Source organism: Maribacter sp. LLG6340-A2, assembly GCF_045057105.1.
Taxonomy (GTDB): Bacteria; Bacteroidota; Bacteroidia; order Flavobacteriales; family Flavobacteriaceae; genus Maribacter.
In genome coordinates this window covers 3,773,160-3,792,932 of sequence record NZ_CP159332.1, presented here as the reverse complement: position 1 = coordinate 3,792,932, position 19,773 = coordinate 3,773,160, and the positions used below count along the sequence as shown (strand labels likewise).

Genomic DNA, 19,773 nt, shown 5'->3' with positions numbered 1-19,773 from the left:
ATGGTTATCCACGTTTTTACAATTTGTTCCCCTACATAACCATATAGCGAATAAAGCATATAGTGCCGAAACCCTTTATAAACTAAAACTCCATAATTGGCTACGAACCGTATTATGGAGTTTACTTTTTATACTTACGTGCTATTTTATGATCAGACCCTTGTAATTTTAGCACCAATGGCCCGTAATCTTTCGTCTATATTTTCATACCCACGATCAATCTGTTCAATATTATGAATAGTAGATGTACCTTTTGCGGATAAAGCTGCAATCAATAAGGACACACCCGCCCTAATATCTGGCGATGTCATGGTTGTAGCTTTTAAGGTAGACTTAAAGTCGTGCCCAATAATAGTGGCCCTATGGGGATCGCATAAAATTACCTTAGCTCCCATATCAAGCAATTTATCTACAAAAAACAAACGGCTTTCGAACATTTTTTGATGTATCAGTACTTCACCTCTGGCCTGTGTTGCCACCACCAACATAATACTCAATATATCCGGTGTTAGTCCTGGCCAGGGTGCATCAGCAATGGTTAAAATAGAACCATCTATATAATTCTGTATTTCATAACCATCTTTATGGGAAGGGATGTAAATATCATCACCTTTCTTTTCTACGGTGATTCCCAATTTTCTAAAAACCGTCGGTATTTGCCCTAAATCGTTCCAACTTACGTCTTTTATGGTCAATTCACTTCTGGTCATTGCAGCTAGTCCGATCCAGCTACCAATTTCGATCATATCGGGTAACATTCTATGTTCCGTACCGCCTAGTTTATCTACTCCGTCAATTACCAATAAATTGGAACCAACTCCAGAAATTTTTGCTCCCATTCTGTTGAGCATTTTACATAATTGCTGTAAATAAGGCTCACAAGCTGCATTATAAATGGTAGTTTGACCTTTGGCCAAGACAGCAGCCATTACAATGTTTGCCGTTCCCGTAACAGATGCTTCATCCAAAAGCATATAGGTACCGGTTAACTCTTCCGCTTCTACCCCGTAAAAATATTCTTCTCGGTTATATCTAAATTTGGCTCCTAATTTAATAAAGCCTTCAAAATGGGTATCTAAACGTCTTCTTCCTATTTTATCCCCACCTGGCTTTGGTATATAACCACGCCCAAAACGGGCCAATAATGGGCCTACAAGCATAATGGAGCCTCGTAATCCCCTACCGTCTTGTTTAAATTGATCGGACTGTAAATAATCCATATTTACATCATCCGCTTTAAACGTATAGGAACCTTTACCTTTTTTTTGAATCTTAACGCCTAAATCTTCCAATAATGAAATAAGCTTGTTGACATCAACAATATCAGGTATATTACTAATGGTTACTTTTTCATCTGTCAGCAATACAGCGCAAAGAATTTGTAGTGCTTCGTTTTTTGCGCCTTGAGGTGTAATTTCACCAGATAACTGGTGCCCTCCTTCAATTTTGAATGTTCCCATCTAAATAAGAGGAAATTTAATAGCGTTTCTTACCGCGGTTATTATTTCGTTGATTTTTTTTGCCAGAATTATTAGATCTTGGCGTTTTGGCCACCCTATTTTTAAGGAACTGTCCGCTGTCCGTTAAACTTACCTCCTCAGAAGCTAAGTCTATTTGTCCATCGCTCAATTCATACAAATGCTTAAAAATAGTTTTATCATCTACCACATCCTTGTTCCAATTAAGGTAACATTTCTTCATATGGTTAGCAATGGCATATTCCAATCCTGAACGCTTGTCGCCTTTTTCCCATTCCACGGCCACATCTACCATTCTTTTTATATTATTTCCGTAAAAACGGTATTTGGGAAAATTCTGTGGATACTCCAAAGGCTCTGGACGCTGTCTCAAAATTTCCTTGGAGGTGATTGGGAAGGGTGAATCCACATCCAATTTAAAATCTGACATGATAAACAGTTGATCCCAAAGTTTATGTTGAAAATCTGGCACATCACGTAAATGTGGTTGTAAATTTCCCATTACACTTATAATGGCCTGGGCAATTTTATTCCGCTCTACAGGATCTTCTATAGATACGGCATAATCTACCATTTTCTGAAAATGACGGCCGTACTCAGGAATAATTAAATGAGAGCGTTCCGTATTATATTCTAGGTTTTCTACTAATTGCAAATTAAAATTTTTAGCTTAAAATGTTTGAGAAGTATTCTTATAACGATGCCAAATTAATAAAATTATAGCTGAAATACTATTTTAGAGCGAGATTACCCCACCTATTTCACCCACTTCTTTATATTTTTTGATTACGCTATCTGGGCTATCCAAATTAACGGTAATGGAAACACTGGTATATTTACCTGTTTTGGATTGTTTGGAATTAATGACGGCCCCCATATTATCAAATATGTGCTGAATTTTTTCCACCTTATCCGTATCGCTTTTAACTATAAATTTATAGAGATAATTGGAAGGCCATTTAGAGGTTTCCTTTAATTGGCTTCTTAACTTTTTATAAAATTCTTCAGGATTATTTTCATCCATAGCTTCTATTTTATGCAAAGATAAGGGTATTGCGTCAGTTTTTTTATACTCTTGGTTTATGTACTTTTGTCTGCTAATTGTAAGAAATTGAAAAACAAAAGAATAGTTGTCACAGGTGGTCCCGGCACAGGTAAGACCGTATTGATTTCTTCTTTGGAAAAGCATGGCTTTCATTGTTTTCACGAAGTAATCAGGACCATGACGTTAGATGCCCTTGGCAATAAGGAGGTCAATGACCAATTGGTAAACCCTATAGATTTTGTTGAAGATGCCAAAAGTTTCAACGACCAACTGATTCATGCGCGTTTAAAACATTTTAAGGAGGGCGAAAATCTACAGCAACCCCATTTATTTTATGATCGTGGACTACCGGATGTACTTGCTTATATGAATTATTTTAAGCAGCCTGTAGAACCCTATTATACAGAACTTTGCGTTAAGCACACCTATGATGAAGTATTGATCTTACCTCCATGGGAAGATATATATGTACAGGACAATGAACGCATGGAAAATTTTGAGCAAGCCTGTGGAATTCATGCGCATTTGGACCAAACGTACAAAACCTTAGGTTACCGCCCTGTAGAAGTTCCTTTTGGAACCATTGAAGAACGCTTGCAATTTGTAATAGACTTTATAGAGAAGACAGGTTGAACAGTACACCAAAAAACATCTTAAATAAATTTTGGGGCTATGAAAATTTTAGGGGCTCCCAGGAAGATATTATCAATGCCATATTAAAAGGCCAAGATGTTTTAGGGCTATTACCTACCGGAGGCGGAAAATCCATTTGTTTTCAAGTACCCGCTTTAATGAAGGAAGGCATCTGTATTGTCATATCCCCTTTGATCGCCCTCATTGAAAACCAAGTGAACAATTTACAGGAACTAGGAATTAAGGCCCTAGGCTTAAAAGGTGGCCTTAGGTTCGAAGATGTAGATAAGCTACTGGACAATTGTATTTACGGTAATTATAAATTTTTATATCTCTCACCAGAAAGATTACAGCAAGAACTTGTTCAGGAGCGTATTAAGTCTATGAACGTATCTATGATGGTTATTGATGAAGCCCACTGTATTTCTGAATGGGGCCATGATTTTAGACCCGCATACCTAAATTGTGCCATACTGAGAACTTTTCACCCACACGTACCTATTTTGGCCCTTACCGCAACTGCCACAAAGCGGGTTTCAGAAGATATGGTCAAATCTCTGGAACTACAATCTCCATTGGTGGTAAAAGACTCGTTTTTTAGAAAAAATATAGGGTTTGGAATACTTACGACAGAGGATAAGAACGGGTACCTAAAAAGATACTGTAAGCAAGTAAAAAGCAGTGCCATAGTTTATGTAAGAAGTCGGAAAAAATCAGAGGAATTATCCACATTCCTAATTCAAAATAATATTAAAGCAACATTCTTCCATGGAGGTATGGACCAAAAATTAAAGTCGGAAAGGTTAGACGCATGGTTAACCAACAAAACACAGGTCATGGTTGCCACCAATGCATTTGGAATGGGTATTGATAAACCCGATGTGGAATTGGTCATACATTATCAAATACCGGACAGTATAGAAAACTATTTTCAGGAAGCAGGAAGGGCAGGTAGAAACGGAAACAAGGCAAAAGCTATATTACTGACCAATACAACCGATAAGCTCCTGGTAAAAAAACAATTTTTAGATGTTCTACCAGATACCGCATATGTAAAATTGGTCTATAAAAAACTCAATAACTATTTTCAAATAGGAATTGGCGAATATGTTGAGGAGAAGTTTTCGTTACATTTTAATGAGTTTTGCAATACCTATAAATTAAATACCTATTTAACGTACAATACGCTTCAACTGCTTGACAGAAATTCCGTTATTTCCTTATCTGAAAATTTTTCCAAAAAGACGACGGTAAAATTTAAAACCGATAAAGCATCAATTTATCGTTATTTTCAACAGAACCCTAAGTTAGAGGAGTTCATTAAGATTGTTCTACGCACCTATGGTGGACTTTTTGAATTTGATACCCAAATTAATACTTACTTGTTGGCCAAAAAAAGTAACAGGCCAGAATCTGTAGTTCAATTTAATTTGGAAAAATTGGCCAAGGATGATATTATCGACTACCATAGCTCACCAACAGATTTGGAAATTTCATTTTTGGTACCTAGGGATGATGACCGTACCATTAATAGATTTTCCAAAATTATCGTTGAGCAAAATCAAGTAAAGACCGCAAAAATATCAAGGATACTAGACTATATTGATAATGTTGATACGTGTAGAAGTATACAATTATTGGAATACTTTGGCGAACAACAAAAAAGTGCCTGCGGTATTTGTGATGTTTGTGAGAAAAGGAAAGTAACACCTACCGATATACAACAATTAAAAGAAGGTATTCTAACTTTGCTCAGGGAAAAAAGAGCATCATCTAAATTGTTACAAGAAAAATTGGGTGTAGAACAAGAAAATCTTATTACGGCGCTCCAAGAATTATTGGAAGAAAAACAGATATCATTAAACGCATTAAACGAATATGAACACAGATAACAAAAAAGCATTGCGAATAGTATTTATGGGCACCCCAGATTTTGCTGTGGGAATTTTGGAACAGCTCGTAAACAAGAATTATAAGATTGTTGGTGTCATTACCGCACCAGATAGACCGGCTGGTAGAGGCAGAAAATTGAACGAATCTGCCGTTAAAAAATTCGCGGTACAACATGATTTGAAAATTTTACAACCTACCAACCTAAAAAATGAAGAATTTTTATCGGAATTAAGAGCGTTGAATGCCAATATTCAAATTGTAGTCGCATTTAGAATGTTACCAAAGGTAGTCTGGGCTATGCCAGAATTTGGGACATTCAACTTGCACGCTTCTTTATTACCGCAATATAGAGGGGCCGCCCCTATCAACTGGGCCATAATCAATGGAGAAACAAAAACGGGGGTCACCACTTTTTTTATTGATGAAAAAATTGATACCGGCGCCATTATCCTGCAAGATGAAACTACCATTAATTTTACTGATAATGTTGCGGACCTTCATGATAGACTAATGCATTTGGGGGCAAAGACCGTCATTAAAACGTTAGAGCGAATAGAGGAAGGTAATTTCAACACCACACAGCAAGAAAATAGTGAAGAGCTAAAACTTGCACACAAAATACATAGAGACACGTGTAAGATTGACTGGAACAAGCCACTTGTAGAAATCTATAATTTCATAAGGGGGTTAAGCCCCTACCCTGCTTCATGGACTATATTGCATAACGCGGATCAGCAAATTATTACCAAGATTTATAAAGCCAACATTGAAGAAAGCGAGCATGATTTAGCAAATGGCACCTTGGTTTTCTCTAAAAAAGAAATGAAGGTAGCTGTACAGGATGGGTACATAATATTGGAAGAATTGCAATTACAGGGTAAAAAAAGAATGCATACCAAAGATGTTTTAAACGGCCTTCAACTCCACCAAAATACCAAAATGGGTTAAACCCCCGTGGTTATTGGGCTGGGCGAAATGTAAAAAAACACCTACTTTATTAACAAACCTCCTGAGTTATCAACAAAATAAGGGATTTCCGCCCATTTTACTTGTGTTGGTCATAAATCCATATAAATTTGTTATCAGGTATAAAAATTATATTAATCACAATTAATTAATCACATTATGAACAAAACAGAATTGATCGATGCAATGGCAGCTGACGCTGGCATCACAAAAGCTGCGGCAAAAAAGTCATTAGAATCTTTCTTAGGAAATGTTGAGAGTTCTCTTAAAAAAGGAGATAGAGTTTCTTTAGTAGGTTTCGGTTCTTGGTCCGTATCTAAAAGAAATGCAAGAGAAGGTAGAAACCCATCAACAGGAAAAACTATCCAAATTGCTGCTAAAAATGTAGTTAAGTTTAAAGCTGGAGCTGATTTAGGTAAAGCTGTAAACTAAGATTTGCATACATATAATATGAAAAGCGCCTATAGTGGCGCTTTTTTTATTTAATGGTTTTTGAAATTAAGAGGATTTATCTTACATTAGGTTTATTATAAGTTAATATACATGGTCTCTTTAAAACCAACTAAGGGTAAATTATTGATTGCAGAACCCACATTAACAGGTGACGTATCTTTTAATAGATCCGTTGTATTGCTGGCAGAACACAATACCGAGGGCTCTGTAGGCTTTATATTAAACAAGCCTTTAGAATACCAAATCAATGATCTGGTTACTGAAATTGAGTTACCGTTTCAAGTGTATAACGGTGGCCCGGTAGAACAGGACAATTTATATTTTATCCATAAGGTTCCGCATCTTATAGATAATAGCGTGGAAATTTCCGATGGTATATTTTGGGGAGGAGATTTTGAAACAACTATTGAGCTGATCAATAAAGAAATTATTTCTGAAGACGACATTCGTTTCTTTCTAGGATATTCCGGTTGGTCCTCATTACAATTAGATGAAGAATTGACCTCAAAATCTTGGATTGTTGTTGAAAATGAGCACGAGAGTAGAATAATACAAAAAGCGGCCAATGCCTTTTGGAAAGAAAATATGATCCAATTGGGCGGCAATTATCTCCTGTGGTCCAATGCTCCGGAAAACCCAAGTCTTAATTAGACCGTTTTACTCAAGGAAAGACGTGCGGCGGCATTTAATTTTCCAACAAGTGATTTAGCTACTGTATCCTTAAAATTTTTCTTTCTGTACTTAGATATAGGTACGATCCCGTCTATAATATTGGTTAAAAATAATTCATCCGCTTTTTGAAGTTCAAATGGCGAAATGCTTTCTTCTACCAATTGATAATCCTCTAATTTGGATACTATATCCATCAATTTTTTTCTCAATACCCCATTTAAACAACCATCTGCCAAAGGCGGTGTTTTTATAACATTATCTTTTACCAAAAATAAATTGCCTTGCAATGTTTCTATCACTTGTTTACGCTCATTCAATAATAAACAATCGTTGTAATCATTTTCCTTTGCGTAAACTTCGGCAACAGTATTTAAAATCTTGTTCGTAGTATTTAAATTGGATAACATGGTAGAATTTTTATAAAAATCCTTATACAATTCTACCTCGTAACTACTATCTGAAATAGTAAAAAAGGTATGGTATAAATCATGCGTAGTTATAACGTATGAAATGGTATTGGTGAGCACGCCGTTCTCAATTTCATTGTTTCTATAAACGATGAATTTAACTTGATATCCTTTATCTATACTGATTTTTGATATCAATTTTAAAATTTCAGCCTCCATAAATTCCATAGTAAAATTCATGGGAATTTCCATTCTTAAAATCCTCATCGAGGACATTAAACGTAAATAATGATCTTCTAGGAAAAAGATTTCGCCATTTACAACCCGTATATTTTCAAATAGGGCATCTCCGTACTGTAATCCCCTATTGTTTGCAGTGAAAATTAATTCCTTGTCATCTACCAATTCTCCATTAAAATTGACCATAAAAAAAGCCTTAAAAAATTTAAGGCTCAAAGATACTGTAATTGAAAGGAATTCTTAGGAAGAACCCAACACTTGCTTTAAATCTGAAACTTGGTTGGTCCAAAGCATTTTAGATTCATCTACTTCATCTTCATCAGCAAAATCTGTAATGAATAAGGATACGTCTTTAGTTATTTCATCAACGATAATTTTCATTTCAAAATAGCTGTTGTCCTCTGCTTCGTCCCAAGCAAAACGTACAAACTCATCTGTCTTCCTTTTTAAAAGTTTAGCTTCTTCCTCTGCGCCATCCCAGATAAAGGTAAAAGTTTCACCTCTTGAATTTACATTGTCCGCAAACCATTCTGACAGACCAGATGGTGTAGCCAAATACTGATATAACATTTGTGGTGAAGACTGAATCACAAACTCTATTTCGAATTTTATTTTATCGCTCATTTATCTACTACTTTATTCAGAGCAATATATATATTTCTGTATGATAAAAAAATAAATGACCACTATAAATTTTTTAAGCAGGTTTAGTTGAAGAACAAATAAATTACCCCTATATTTGCAGCCGTTTAAAAATAATTTGGCGAGGTAGCTCAGTTGGTTAGAGCGTCGGATTCATAACCCGGAGGTCGGGGGATCGTGCCCCCCTCTCGCTACACTAGTAAAATGTACCAAAACAACGGTTTAGTTCACTCTAAACCGTTTTTTTATGTCTATATTTCAAGAAACAGTTACATTTGAACACGAAAGTGAACACGTTTTAGAACACGATTTGTCTGCAAAAAGTAATTTTTTCTCTTTAATTCAGGCAATAACAAGAAATAAAGTATAATATAAAATCAGAGAAAATTTAAACATAGTACTTCGCTCTTTCAATAACCTTTCTTTTTGCTGTTAGAAATTTTGGATTTAACTATTTACTACTAAAGAAGACTCCTTTTCCCTATCATATCTTAAATTAATCCAGTATTACAAATAGGTTTGAAGTAATATCTAATTAAAAATAAGTCTATTCACCACTTTTAGATTGTAGCTTGATAGTTGTTTATAGTATTTATCAATGTTTACCATCACAATTTATTCCTCTGAGATAATTTACAGATGCCTTACTTAAATTATAACGACCAAATAGGTAATCTTTCAAAGTTAAAACTGATAAGATTCGTAGTTTGGCAAAAGCGTCAGTGATTAAAACGATTGAGACAACCTTAAGGTTTAACATAGTTTAATTTTACATATCTAACGATGAAATTAAATATGGAGAAACGAGCTTTTCAAGGAATCTTTTCTTGCAACGATAATTCTAAGTCCTGAGCAATCTACTTTTAAGATTTCAATTGCCTAATTGATGATTATACAAACCATTTTTTACTAAAAAAAAAGCAAATAGTTTAGGTTCAATAGTCTATTAACTAGCACCTATTCTAATGTTTAAAGATGGCAAATTATTAATGAAAAGTCTTAAAATGCTACTATTGGAAACAAGGACGTGAATACCAAAATGAGATAAGATAGTGGTAAAGATACAAGCGAAAACTTTCCGTATTTCTATAAGTCATGTTCATCTTTCAATGAACGGAACAATAAAAGAAATTACATGGAACTGAATACAATTGATAGTACAATAACTACAGATGAAATGGTAAGAGAATTTATTCTTGATGACCACCCTTGTGTAATGGCACAAAGTCTTGTGGCCAACGATAATCTTACTATTCATAACTACAGCAGATTTTCCTTTAAGTGCATACCTACTCTATTAGAAGATTTATATGAGTATTTAAATGAAATTGATGATGAATCTAAAAAATTTCAAACATTTATAGCTGTTTTTGAAGATGATGAATTTGAATCTGAATTAGCATTTGAAAACGCACTTTGGAAATTGCTATACCAGCTCCATAAAGAAGACTACTGTGAATGGGACAAACAAACCGATTCTGATGTATCCTCGTCAAATTTTAGCATGAGTATCCTTGGAAATTCTTTCTATATTGTTGGTATGCATCCCAATGCTTCAAGAAAGGCCCGGTCATCACCAGTACCAATGATCGTTTTTAATTTACATAATCAGTTTGAGATACTTCGTAAATCTAATCGTTATACTCGTGTAAGGGATTTGATTAGAAGTAGAGATGAAGTATATCAAGGTTCTATTAATCCTATGTTAGAAGATTTTGGAACTAACAGCGAAGCAAGGCAATATAGTGGAAGAGCTGTAGATAACAATTGGAAATGCCCATATCAATTCAATAAAAAATGATTACAATACCGCCAAAATCCGGAGCTTCTTTAATGCTCAAAAAAGGCCAAATACTAAAAGTTATCGATATTGAAGGTAAGCAAGTATCGGACATTTTGTTCATAAACATGAATGATAAAGATGAAAAAATATCCTCTGGTAAAACATTTGATTTTGAAGAATCTATATTACTGACCAAAGGCAACTACCTCTGGAGCAACAGAAGTAATAAAATGGTTAAGATTGTTGAAGATACCAATGGCAGAAACGATTTCTTACTTGCACCCTGCGATAGAAAAACGTTTAAACATTTTTACGGCATGGAAGAATATCACCCAAGTTGTTTTGAAAATCTTTACAAAAATTTGGAAGAATACGGTATTGAAAAAGATGATATACCTACTGCATTCAATATTTTTATGAATGTTGTATTTGATGAAACCGGAAAAATCAACGTAAAGCCACCTACTTCAATTTCAGGTGATTACGTTTGCTTTGAAGCTCAGATGGATTTAATTGTTGCTTTGACCGCTTGTTCGGCAAAAGATAGTAATGGTGGAAGTTTTAAATCTATAGGATATAAAATCATAGACCGGTGAAAAATATTTTTAAAATTAATAAACGAGCAATAATAGGTGGTTCTATCACCACTATTTTTATCGTATTCGGTGTTTTTATATTAGGAAACATCTCAGGTTATGAAGCAAAAAAATTACTTAGCTCTTCTATTCAAGGACTAAATATGCTTTGCAATACAATAATATTGGCTTCCGCTACAATTTTAGCCTTATTATTGACCTTGTTAGGTATTAGTACGGGTACGGATACTCAACTAAAAAAAAGCCACTACAAACAGGTGTTAAGCATTGCAAAGTTTGATACGATACTTTTTATAAGCACCCTGGTCCTATTTCAATTCTTTAACATTCCAATATCAGAAGCAGACAATTTAGATATGTCATGGTATAAATATATCTATTGGGCTACATTATTCTCATCTTCTGTAATTAGCGGTATGATGGTAGGTACTATATTAATGTTATATGGAACGGTTACCAATATTATTGCAATAGTTGGTTTAAAGAAAAATGACCACAGAATGCTGGTCAAGGAAGATGAAGATGAAAATGAAAATTCAGATAAAAATGATTAATTGGAAATAACTTGCATTAAAATTATTTTTTATAGCTAATTAATTCTAAAGCACCTACATCTTTCAAGCTTAATGTATTCAGTAAAACTTTGTCTTGAATCTTATTGCTACACATTTAAATAGGGCAATACACCTTATAGTGTAACATACGGGAGCAAAATTTCTATGCTGATTTTTCCTGAGTCCAAGATTTTCAAATTAAATGATCCCCCGTGTAACGAGGTTATTTTTTCACAGAATACTGTATCCAAGTTAATGCCCATTCTATGATGACCTTTATTGTGAACCATTTCCATTACGTTCTCATCATATATCTTGGGATCTACAATTAGCAAAATTGTCAACTCCTTACCATTTTCTATACGTAACGTATTTTTAGTCGATTCTTTTGACAAGATTTTGGATGCTATGCTTATAGATTTCACTCCATTTGGACTAGTTAGTCGACCAATTAAATGAAAAAGTTCAGTAAACAATAAATTTACCTTATCCTCATCGCCATAAAGAAAATTAACTTGTAAATCATAATTAAATTCATATTCCGATATGGTACTCTCCTCTATTTTTAATTCTAAAATACGTCTTAAATCAAAGTGAGCCTTTTTTAGCGTGTAATATTCCAGTTCGCTATATTGCTGTAATCTCTTGGTCAATATATGCCCCTGGTTGGCAACATCAATAATTCTATTTAGATTATGATGTATTACATCTATATTATTTGCTCTATCTGCTTTTAAAATAGTTTTGCTGGCAAAAAGCTGAATTTTCCTTAACGGTTCTTGTAAATCGTGGGATATCATCTTGTTCAGTATTCGCAGCTCTTTATTCGTTATCTTTTCCTCTTGTAACTGGCTTTCAAGGTCCTGTTGAATCTTACCGAGTTCTTTATGGGCCAACATTAATTCCTTATTTTTCAACAAAGCTGTTTCGGCTGCGTTTTTCGCCTCTATAAGTCCACTTTCAAAATTACTTCTCTTATTTAGGAATAATCCCGTAATATGGATATAATCAGTATCCAAGGACATATTAAAAAGAAAGGGATTTTTAGTGCCGTCTTTTCCAATTAAGCTTAGAACAATTTCATAAACTTTACCTTTACCTACCAAAGTAGGATAAAAATGGGTTTTGTAAAGGATTCTACTACCTGCACTTAAGAGTGAATTGATGCTCGTGTTTTCCAAATCTGCAGCACTATAGCCCAATTTTTCAAGAATGTAAGGGTTTAGGCTTAGAATAGTTTCATTAAGATTTAAGCGAATTACCCCGCATGGCAACAAATCATAGTCCGTCATTTATACGAGGAATTTTTCGGTAAATAATTCTTTCTTTAGAACATTAATAGTTTCTTCCGGATGGCTAATATGTGGGCAGTGACCGGAAACCTCCATATAGATGATTTTACTATTTGGTACTTTATCCTTTACATATTCGCCAACTTTTTTATTGGCTATATCGTCTTCCATACATTGCACGATAAGACAGGGAATATTCACTTTTCTCAAGTCTTCTCTATTATCGGAAAAGAAAGTCACCCTTGCAAAATTCTTTGTAATACTTTTATCCATAGAGCAAAAACTATCGGCAAGTTCGTTAGTTAAGTGAGCTTGTTCTGGATTTTTCATTACAACGGGTGCTAGGTAATTTGCCCATTCTATATAATTAGAATCAAGCATTTCCAACAAATCTTCCAATTCGCTCTTTTCAAACCCTCCTTGATAATCGTCAGTATTTAGATAACAACTGGAAGGGCAAATCATTACCATGGACTTAAAAATTTTCGGTTTTTTAATAGATGCTAAAACCCCGATCATGGAACTTACGGAATGACCTATAAAAATAGACTGTTCTATATTAAGCTCCTCGCAAATTTCAATTACATCTTGAGCGTAGCCCAATAACGTTCCATATCTGTTGTAATCATAACTAGATATATCGGATTTACCACATCCAACATAATCAAAAACCAGTACCCTAAAATGTTTTTTCAGAAACGGAATAATATATCGCCACATTGCCTGATCACAACCAAAACCATGGGCAAGAATAATGGTTTGCTCACCATTACCAAACACACGTACATTGTTTCTATCGCTTATTTTAGACAATATTTTAAATTTAGGTTAGCCGCAAGTTAGACAAATAAAAGATACTTTTTTATAAATTACAATCCGACGAAATATACACTAATTACAATCTTATAGCAATATCAAAAATTCATAAATCACATAGGTATAACGCTAAGTTATTACCTTGTCCAAAGTAATAGGTAAATTACGCACCCGTTTCCCTGTAGCATTATACACTGCATTGGCAATAGCCGAAGCAACACCTACAATACCAATTTCACCAAGACCCTTTGCCCCTAAAGGATTTACGACATCATCATGCTCTTCAACAAAAAGTACATTCAACTGTTGTACATCGGCATGGACGGCCATATGGTATTCCGCAAGGTTGGCATTCATTATTCTACCATTCCGGTCATCTATCATGCCCTCTTCTTCCAAAGCCATACCAATACCCCATGTTATAGCTCCTAAAATTTGACTCTCTGCCGTTTTAGGATTAATAATACGTCCACCAGCAATTGCACTGGTTACCCTTGGTACGGTTATCATGCCCAAATCTTTGTCAATGTTCACCTCTACCATAACACAGGAATGTGCATAGGAAGAATACTGTTCTTGTCTTTCTTCTGGTTCCAAGGTATTTTCCGCTTCTATTTTATCTAATCTTGCTGTGTTCAAAACATCTTTAATGTAGATTGATGTACCATTTGGAAAAACCAATTTCCCATTGGAACAAGAAACCTCATCATAAGCAACCTCATCTAAATTTTCATTAGAGTTCACCTTGGCCAAATCAACCAATTGCTCCTTTAATTTAACACAGACCGCTTTTACTGCAGAGCCTACTGATGAAACGGTCCAAGAACCGCCTTCTATGGGCGCTTTGGGCATAGACGTATCTCCCAAATTAAATTGCACGTCTTCCATGTCTATACCTAAAGTATCTGCGGCAATCTGCGACATGACCGTATAAGTTCCCGTACCAATATCCGCAGTACTTGAACTCACCACTAATTTACCAGAGGCATCAAGCACTGCCTTGGCCGATGATTTTTGTTGCATAGCTTCCCAGCAACCGGTTGCCATACCGTAACCTACCAATACCGAATCATCTTTTTTCTCGATAACATTAGACTGTCTTTTATGCCAACCAAAATGCTCCGCAGCTTGGCCGTAACATTCCTTTAATTCTTTACTTGAGTAAGGTTTATCCTCATTTTGATCTTTATCTGCATAATTAATGAGCCTAAATTCCAGTGGGTCTATATTCGCTTTAATGGCAAGTTCATCTATTGCACATTCTAATGCGAACATTCCCGTTGCTCCACCGGGTGCCCTCATATCCATTGGTGTATAAACATTTACGGGTATAAGTTGGTACTCCAATTTTACATGATCACACTGATACATCATTCCAGACCAGTCAACAATAGTTTCATTATACTTTTCAAATTTTGAAGTTTCCCCATATGCTTTATGGATAATAGACTCCAACTTCCCCTCCTTGGAAGCCCCTAATTGTAGTTTTTGAATACAGGCGGGCCTATGGCCAAAGGAGAACATTTGTCTTCTAGTTAGTGAAACCTTTACAGGTCTATCAAGTTCTCTTGCCGCCATAGCCGCCAAGAACAGCTGATACTGCGGACGTAATCCAGAGCCAAAACCACCCCCTACAAAGGGCGATAAAATTTGCACCTTTTCTGTACCTAGATTAAATATGCCACAAATGTATTCTTGGCTACTATTTACACCTTGTACCTTGTCATAAATTTTGAAGGATTTTTGGTCTGCATTCCATTCCGCTATGGAAACATGTGGCTCCATAGGATTATGATAATGTCTGGGCTGGCTGTATTCCACATCTATTTGTACTTCGGCATTGGTAAAGGCCAATTCTGCATTACCCCTATTAGGTGCGGTATCCTCTACCCCTTCAGAGGTAGCCTTATTAAAATTTTTACTTATATCCGTAGAACATTCCTCTTCGTGGTACTCGGCTTCTATTAAACCTGCGGCATAACGTGCAAGCTCAAAACTTTCCGCAATCACTAAGGCTATTGGTTGCCCGTTGTACAATATATTATCATTGTACAGTGGCCTAAAAGGGTGACCAGGAGGCGATAATGGATCCGTGTAATCTACATGATGCCGTAAATCTTCCGGTAGATTTTCATGGGTAAAAATTTCTAAAACCCCGTCTATCATTTTTGCTTTATCGGTATGGATGGCTAATATTTTACCATTAGCTATAGTACTGTTGACTACATAACCGTGTACTAGCCCTTTTGGCTTAAATTCACCCGCGTAGGTTGCCGTTCCGGTAACTTTTTTAACTCCGTCGACCCTTTTTCTCGATTTTCCTATATATGCCGTATCCATTTACAAATCCATTAATGTTTCTTGGCTTCATTTAAAGCCCTAACTATTGTTTTATGAGCCAATCCTATCTTAAAATCATTATCGCCAAAACCTTGGGCTCCGGCCAGTAATTCTTCTGCAAGCCACTCAAAATTCTCTTTACTAGCTTCTTTTCCTATTAATTTTTCCTCTACATGAGGCAAACGCCAAGGTTTGTGGGCTACACCCCCTAAGGCTACTTTTATAGATGCAATGCTATTTCCTTTTAGTTGTAATGCCGCCGCTACGGATACCAAAGCAAATGCATAAGAAGGCCGGTCACGAACTTTTAGATACGCATAGTTTTCATTAAACAAATCGGCGGGTAAATCTATCGAAGTAATCACCTCGTTATATTTCAGGTGGTTATCTTTTTCCGGGGCATCTCCTGGAAGTCTATGAAAATCCAATATGGGTATTCGCCGCTCACCTTCTCCTCCTTGCACCACGATTTCCGCATCTAAAGCTGCCAAAGCCACACACATGTCTGATGGATGGGTGGCTATACAAGCCTCACTAGTACCTAAAATAGCGTGAATTCTATTAAAGCCCCCTAATGCTGAACAACCGCTGCCAGGTTCTCTTTTATTACATGGTGTAGCGGTATCATAGAAATAATAGCATCTTGTTCGCTGCATTAAATTTCCCCCATTGGTGGCTGCATTTCTTAATTGCGCTGAAGCCCCGGAGAGTATTGCCTTTGATAACAACGGATAATCTTTTTCCACAAATGGATGGTAGGCCGTATCCGCATTGGTTACCATAGCCCCCAATCGTAAACCACCCGATGCGATGCGTACAATCTCTTGGTACGGCAAATGGTTAACATCTATTAAATAATGTGGGTTCTCTACCCTATATTTCATTAAGTCTAACAAATTGGTTCCTCCAGCAATGGGTTTGGCGTGGTTTTTTGTGGTCAAGTCTTCGACCGCTTGCCCTATTTCCCCAGACTTACTATAATTAAAATCATTCATATCAATTTTTTTTTGCCACCATTGCCTCGGCTACCTTAAATATATTGGCATAGGCACCACATCTACATAAATTTCCGCTCATAAGGTCCCTGATTTCTTCCGGTGTATTTCCTTTATCCATATTTAACATACTTACCATGGAACATATTTGACCCGACGTACAATAGCCACACTGAAAGGCATCGTTCTCAATAAATGCTTGCTGTACCTGGTGAAGACCTTCCTCGTTTGCCAAACCTTCAATGGTAATAATTTCCCGATCCTGGTTCATTATGGCCAAGGATAGGCAGGAATTAATGGCCTTACCATCTACCAAAACGGTACAAGCACCACATTGTCCATGGTCGCATCCTTTTTTTGTGCCGGTTAAATTTAGAACTTCCCTCAGGGCATCCAGAAGAGTGGTACTTATTGGTATGGTTAATTGATGCTTTTTACCATTAATGTTCAACTGAATAACATTCTCACTTAAAAATCCCATATACTTATATTTAAATACAGTGCATCACCATTTTTAAAGAAATATTAAACAGCCGAACGGTTATAAACCGATGCAATGGTTTTACACGATGCATAAAATTAGCCTTACCTAAGGTTTTAGATTGTCCTATAAAATGTTTTATTGACCCATTAGAAAAGTGTTTGTTTTACTATTGGATTAAGATTTCTAGGACACTGTTCTTTTGACCGACCTTTACATCAAGATTTTTGGGCACCTCCAATGGTCATGAGTTCATCCCATTGGGTAGTGTAGCGTAGGCTTCTGTGCTCCTTGATCAGTGCCCATTCCTTATCGCGATTGCCCACTGTAGCCAATTTAATTTTGTTCTTACCGTACCTGTTATTCAAATTATCCATAACATGGGTAATTGCCTGGCTCTCAATTTTATGTGGAGCATCGAATAAATTGGTCTGGACCTCGTTTTTATGTACAAGTTGCGTTAAGTTGACCCCCACTTTCTTGTATCGATATCCGGGTTTAAAAATTTGACGAAGACCTTTCAGTGCTTCCTTGGTCAATTTTGCGGTACTATCCGTAGGTGTGTCCAACGTAATGACAATCTTATTCCTGTATTGTTTATCTACCGCACTATGTTGATTGGTCTGCAAGGATATTTCAATTTGTGATGTGGCACTTTGCTGCTGTCTTAATAGATCGGCCACCTCAGCAACGTAATAGCTACATGCCTCTTCTATTAAGGTATAATCCGTCAACTTATATCCAAAAGATTTTGCGGTACCTATACCCTTCTTGGCATTGGGTTGTAAAATTAGGTCAAGGCAGGGAATGTTGTTCAATTCCCTCCAAAGTCGCTCCCCAATAACTGTCATCTCCTTTCTTACCCATGCAACGGGCATATTCGCAAAATCAAGGGCAGTAATGATTTGATTGTTTTTAAGCCTAATGGCATGCTTTTTACCAATGCCCCAAATATCCTTTACCAAAAGGTTGTGCAATAGATACTGTCTTTTTTCTTCAGAATCCACAATGTAGATATTGTCGTTGGCCGGAACCTTCTTGGCGAACTTATTGGCTAATTTTGAGAGGGATTTTGTCTTTGCGATACCCACCCCTACTGGAATACCCGTATTCCTGACAATGGAATTCTTTATTTGATGCGCCAATGCGTCAAGCTGGTCTGGATTATAATGGGATAAATCAACAAAACTTTCATCTATACTATACTCCTCTACCCTGGGTGAAAATTGCTGTAAGGTGTGCATTACCCTTTGTGACATATCACTATACAATGTATAATTTGAAGAAAAATAGGTAACCTGGTGGGCATCTAACAATTTTCTGATTTTAAAAATGGGCTGAAACATAGGTATTTCAGTCAATGCCTTGGCCTCCTTATTGGCCGCAATGATACACCCATCATTATTACTTAACACCACCACGGGCTTATCCTTAAGATCAGGTCTGAATACTTGCTCGCAAGAGGCATAGAAGCTATTACAGTCTACCAAGGCAATCATAATACCGATTTTATGATATAGGTAATAACCCCCCACAAGTTTAAAGGCTCTCCTGAGCCACATACGCGCATGACCACAAATGCATCATCTTTATGGGCCAATATTAATTGCTCTGGATTAGGAACCAAAGATTTATCTACGATTAACACATCGTTCTTATTAATACCATACTCCAAAATAGAATCATCTGCCACCCTAATAAAAAATGTAGCGGATGAGTTACTGACCAGGGTATCGTTCAAATCTATTCTTGGTTCATTATAATGGGTTGCAGGACTGGAAAAACCCGTTTGGGAAGGTCGCTGTACCCTATAGCTTTTTTCTGATTTCTTAACTAAGCTTGCTTCTTTATGGACCATAATTAGTATACCTATTCCTTTAAAAATAATTCAATATTTGGATTTATTCCAAAATTAAGGATATATTCCAAATTATATAATTATTTTTATCAAGAGTTATTCACTAAACCTCCTTGGATAGCTTATTCACCTGATATGAAGTTGGCGATGTAAAATGGATACGGTTAATTATTAAATAGTTAGAGGTATTACAATGAGCCGTACCATGCTAACTTACCTTGGTAAACATTTAAAATTAAATTATGGGCACAAAGTATAAAAATGATAAAGCAGGATTAACCAATGAAGTACAACAAAATCAAGGAATAAAATCTAGTTTGGATTCTGTTGATACAGCGAAGAAGAAAGTTGGCAATCCTGTAAACAATGGCGGAGTAGCAATTTCTTCGGACGACATCCACTTAGAAAAACAATGGTTGGCGGTAAGGGATGAATACGTTGCAAATTTTCCGGAATTAGAAGCTATGGAGCAGGAAATTAAAACAGAAAACATAGCAACGCTTATAGAGCGTATAGCTCAAACAAGAAAGCAATCTACCCAAGAGATTAAAGATGAAATCCGGTCTTGGAAATTATCAGGTAACTCATAAGGAACTTATGGAAATTACAAGAATAACAAGGTGTAACCT

Annotated in this window: 21 protein-coding genes and 1 tRNA gene; 10 read left to right on the top strand and 12 right to left on the bottom strand. The window is 36.0% G+C overall.

The window, feature by feature from the left end; all coding sequences use genetic code 11:
* Positions 1–152: 152 nt before the first annotated feature.
* From murA to ABVM52_RS15940, 3 genes are all read right to left on the bottom strand, one after another.
* Entirely contained in the window at positions 153–1,460 is a 1,308-nt protein-coding gene (murA, locus tag ABVM52_RS15950) for a UDP-N-acetylglucosamine 1-carboxyvinyltransferase (RefSeq protein ID WP_405382072.1), read from the bottom strand.
* Positions 1,461–1,476: 16 nt separating this feature from the next.
* Positions 1,477–2,133, bottom strand: coding sequence for a DUF4290 domain-containing protein (locus ABVM52_RS15945; protein WP_405382071.1), 657 nt, complete (start codon positions 2,131–2,133; stop codon positions 1,477–1,479).
* Positions 2,134–2,214: 81 nt separating this feature from the next.
* Complete coding sequence (locus tag ABVM52_RS15940) at positions 2,215–2,502, bottom strand: DUF493 family protein (RefSeq protein ID WP_405382070.1); 288 nt, start codon at positions 2,500–2,502, stop codon at positions 2,215–2,217.
* A gap of 87 nt (positions 2,503–2,589) precedes the next feature.
* On the opposite strand from ABVM52_RS15940, the gene ABVM52_RS15935 reads away from it, so the two are divergent.
* From ABVM52_RS15935 to ABVM52_RS15915, 5 genes are all read left to right on the top strand, one after another.
* A complete protein-coding gene (locus ABVM52_RS15935) occupies positions 2,590–3,156 on the top strand; it encodes an AAA family ATPase (RefSeq protein ID WP_405382069.1) in 567 nt (188 codons plus the stop codon).
* The gene (locus ABVM52_RS15930; RefSeq protein WP_405382068.1) at positions 3,153–5,048 is read left to right on the top strand and encodes an ATP-dependent DNA helicase RecQ; all 1,896 of its coding nucleotides are present in this window, start codon (positions 3,153–3,155) and stop codon (positions 5,046–5,048) included. The genes ABVM52_RS15935 and ABVM52_RS15930 overlap by 4 nt, the downstream gene beginning before the upstream one ends.
* Positions 5,035–5,997: a methionyl-tRNA formyltransferase gene (fmt, locus tag ABVM52_RS15925; RefSeq protein ID WP_405382067.1), complete on the top strand. Its 963-nt coding sequence runs from the start codon at positions 5,035–5,037 to the stop codon at positions 5,995–5,997. Before ABVM52_RS15930 ends, fmt begins: the two co-directional genes overlap by 14 nt.
* Positions 5,998–6,174: 177 nt before the next feature.
* Entirely contained in the window at positions 6,175–6,447 is a 273-nt protein-coding gene (locus ABVM52_RS15920) for an HU family DNA-binding protein (protein WP_089260551.1), read from the top strand.
* A gap of 111 nt (positions 6,448–6,558) precedes the next feature.
* A complete protein-coding gene (locus tag ABVM52_RS15915; RefSeq protein WP_405382066.1) occupies positions 6,559–7,119 on the top strand; it encodes a YqgE/AlgH family protein in 561 nt (186 codons plus the stop codon).
* Here the strand turns inward: ABVM52_RS15915 and ABVM52_RS15910 are convergent.
* Positions 7,116–7,973 (bottom strand): aminotransferase class IV, encoded by an 858-nt coding sequence (locus tag ABVM52_RS15910; protein ID WP_405382065.1) that lies wholly within the window; start codon positions 7,971–7,973, stop codon positions 7,116–7,118. The two genes, ABVM52_RS15915 and ABVM52_RS15910, sit on opposite strands and share 4 nt — an antisense overlap.
* 54 nt (positions 7,974–8,027) lie before the next feature.
* Positions 8,028–8,411, bottom strand: coding sequence for an START-like domain-containing protein (locus ABVM52_RS15905; RefSeq protein WP_089260554.1), 384 nt, complete (start codon positions 8,409–8,411; stop codon positions 8,028–8,030).
* 138 nt (positions 8,412–8,549) lie between these two features.
* On the opposite strand from ABVM52_RS15905, the gene ABVM52_RS15900 reads away from it, so the two are divergent.
* The 4 genes from ABVM52_RS15900 (at position 8,550) to ABVM52_RS15885 (ending at position 11,362) form a co-directional block, all read left to right on the top strand.
* A tRNA-Met gene (locus ABVM52_RS15900) sits at positions 8,550–8,623 on the top strand.
* 941 nt (positions 8,624–9,564) lie between these two features.
* The gene (gene gntA, locus ABVM52_RS15895; protein WP_405382064.1) at positions 9,565–10,230 is read left to right on the top strand and encodes a guanitoxin biosynthesis heme-dependent pre-guanitoxin N-hydroxylase GntA; all 666 of its coding nucleotides are present in this window, start codon (positions 9,565–9,567) and stop codon (positions 10,228–10,230) included.
* Positions 10,227–10,808, top strand: a complete 582-nt coding sequence (locus ABVM52_RS15890; protein WP_405382063.1) for a DUF1989 domain-containing protein — start codon at positions 10,227–10,229, stop codon at positions 10,806–10,808. The genes gntA and ABVM52_RS15890 overlap by 4 nt, the downstream gene beginning before the upstream one ends.
* Positions 10,805–11,362, top strand: coding sequence for a hypothetical protein (locus ABVM52_RS15885; RefSeq protein WP_405382062.1), 558 nt, complete (start codon positions 10,805–10,807; stop codon positions 11,360–11,362). Before ABVM52_RS15890 ends, ABVM52_RS15885 begins: the two co-directional genes overlap by 4 nt.
* Positions 11,363–11,496: 134 nt before the next feature.
* On the opposite strand, the gene ABVM52_RS15880 is transcribed toward ABVM52_RS15885, so the two are convergent.
* From ABVM52_RS15880 to ABVM52_RS15850, 7 genes are all read right to left on the bottom strand, one after another.
* The gene (locus ABVM52_RS15880; protein ID WP_405382061.1) at positions 11,497–12,654 is read right to left on the bottom strand and encodes a hypothetical protein; all 1,158 of its coding nucleotides are present in this window, start codon (positions 12,652–12,654) and stop codon (positions 11,497–11,499) included.
* Entirely contained in the window at positions 12,655–13,467 is an 813-nt protein-coding gene (locus tag ABVM52_RS15875; RefSeq protein ID WP_405382060.1) for an alpha/beta fold hydrolase, read from the bottom strand.
* 132 nt (positions 13,468–13,599) lie between these two features.
* Entirely contained in the window at positions 13,600–15,810 is a 2,211-nt protein-coding gene (locus ABVM52_RS15870; protein ID WP_405382059.1) for a xanthine dehydrogenase family protein molybdopterin-binding subunit, read from the bottom strand.
* Positions 15,811–15,821: 11 nt separating this feature from the next.
* Entirely contained in the window at positions 15,822–16,805 is a 984-nt protein-coding gene (locus tag ABVM52_RS15865) for an FAD binding domain-containing protein (protein WP_405382058.1), read from the bottom strand.
* Between the two features lies 1 nt (position 16,806).
* Positions 16,807–17,286: a (2Fe-2S)-binding protein gene (locus ABVM52_RS15860; protein WP_405382057.1), complete on the bottom strand. Its 480-nt coding sequence runs from the start codon at positions 17,284–17,286 to the stop codon at positions 16,807–16,809.
* Between the two features lie 218 nt (positions 17,287–17,504).
* The gene (locus tag ABVM52_RS15855) at positions 17,505–18,785 is read right to left on the bottom strand and encodes a Y-family DNA polymerase (RefSeq protein ID WP_405382056.1); all 1,281 of its coding nucleotides are present in this window, start codon (positions 18,783–18,785) and stop codon (positions 17,505–17,507) included.
* Positions 18,782–19,144 carry a S24 family peptidase gene (locus ABVM52_RS15850; protein ID WP_405382055.1) on the bottom strand — a complete coding sequence of 121 codons (363 nt, stop codon included), beginning with the start codon at positions 19,142–19,144 and terminating at the stop codon, positions 18,782–18,784. Before ABVM52_RS15850 ends, ABVM52_RS15855 begins: the two co-directional genes overlap by 4 nt.
* 242 nt (positions 19,145–19,386) lie before the next feature.
* Here ABVM52_RS15850 and ABVM52_RS15845 point away from each other — a divergent pair, with 242 nt between their 5' ends.
* The gene (locus tag ABVM52_RS15845; protein ID WP_405382054.1) at positions 19,387–19,734 is read left to right on the top strand and encodes a hypothetical protein; all 348 of its coding nucleotides are present in this window, start codon (positions 19,387–19,389) and stop codon (positions 19,732–19,734) included.
* Positions 19,735–19,773 lie beyond the last annotated feature (39 nt).

Coding starts and splice junctions, on each gene's coding strand:
- murA (WP_405382072.1), bottom strand. CDS start 1,460: ATGGGAACATTCAAAATTGAAGGAGGGCACCAGTTATCTGGTGAAATT.
- ABVM52_RS15940 (WP_405382070.1), bottom strand. CDS start 2,502: ATGGATGAAAATAATCCTGAAGAATTTTATAAAAAGTTAAGAAGCCAA.
- fmt (WP_405382067.1), top strand. CDS start 5,035: ATGAACACAGATAACAAAAAAGCATTGCGAATAGTATTTATGGGCACC.
- ABVM52_RS15920 (WP_089260551.1), top strand. CDS start 6,175: ATGAACAAAACAGAATTGATCGATGCAATGGCAGCTGACGCTGGCATC.
- ABVM52_RS15915 (WP_405382066.1), top strand. CDS start 6,559: ATGGTCTCTTTAAAACCAACTAAGGGTAAATTATTGATTGCAGAACCC.
- ABVM52_RS15910 (WP_405382065.1), bottom strand. CDS start 7,973: ATGGTCAATTTTAATGGAGAATTGGTAGATGACAAGGAATTAATTTTC.
- ABVM52_RS15905 (WP_089260554.1), bottom strand. CDS start 8,411: ATGAGCGATAAAATAAAATTCGAAATAGAGTTTGTGATTCAGTCTTCA.
- gntA (WP_405382064.1), top strand. CDS start 9,565: ATGGAACTGAATACAATTGATAGTACAATAACTACAGATGAAATGGTA.
- ABVM52_RS15890 (WP_405382063.1), top strand. CDS start 10,227: ATGATTACAATACCGCCAAAATCCGGAGCTTCTTTAATGCTCAAAAAA.
- ABVM52_RS15880 (WP_405382061.1), bottom strand. CDS start 12,654: ATGACGGACTATGATTTGTTGCCATGCGGGGTAATTCGCTTAAATCTT.
- ABVM52_RS15870 (WP_405382059.1), bottom strand. CDS start 15,810: ATGGATACGGCATATATAGGAAAATCGAGAAAAAGGGTCGACGGAGTT.
- ABVM52_RS15865 (WP_405382058.1), bottom strand. CDS start 16,805: ATGAATGATTTTAATTATAGTAAGTCTGGGGAAATAGGGCAAGCGGTC.
- ABVM52_RS15860 (WP_405382057.1), bottom strand. CDS start 17,286: ATGGGATTTTTAAGTGAGAATGTTATTCAGTTGAACATTAATGGTAAA.
- ABVM52_RS15855 (WP_405382056.1), bottom strand. CDS start 18,785: ATGATTGCCTTGGTAGACTGTAATAGCTTCTATGCCTCTTGCGAGCAA.
- ABVM52_RS15850 (WP_405382055.1), bottom strand. CDS start 19,144: ATGGTCCATAAAGAAGCAAGCTTAGTTAAGAAATCAGAAAAAAGCTAT.
- ABVM52_RS15845 (WP_405382054.1), top strand. CDS start 19,387: ATGGGCACAAAGTATAAAAATGATAAAGCAGGATTAACCAATGAAGTA.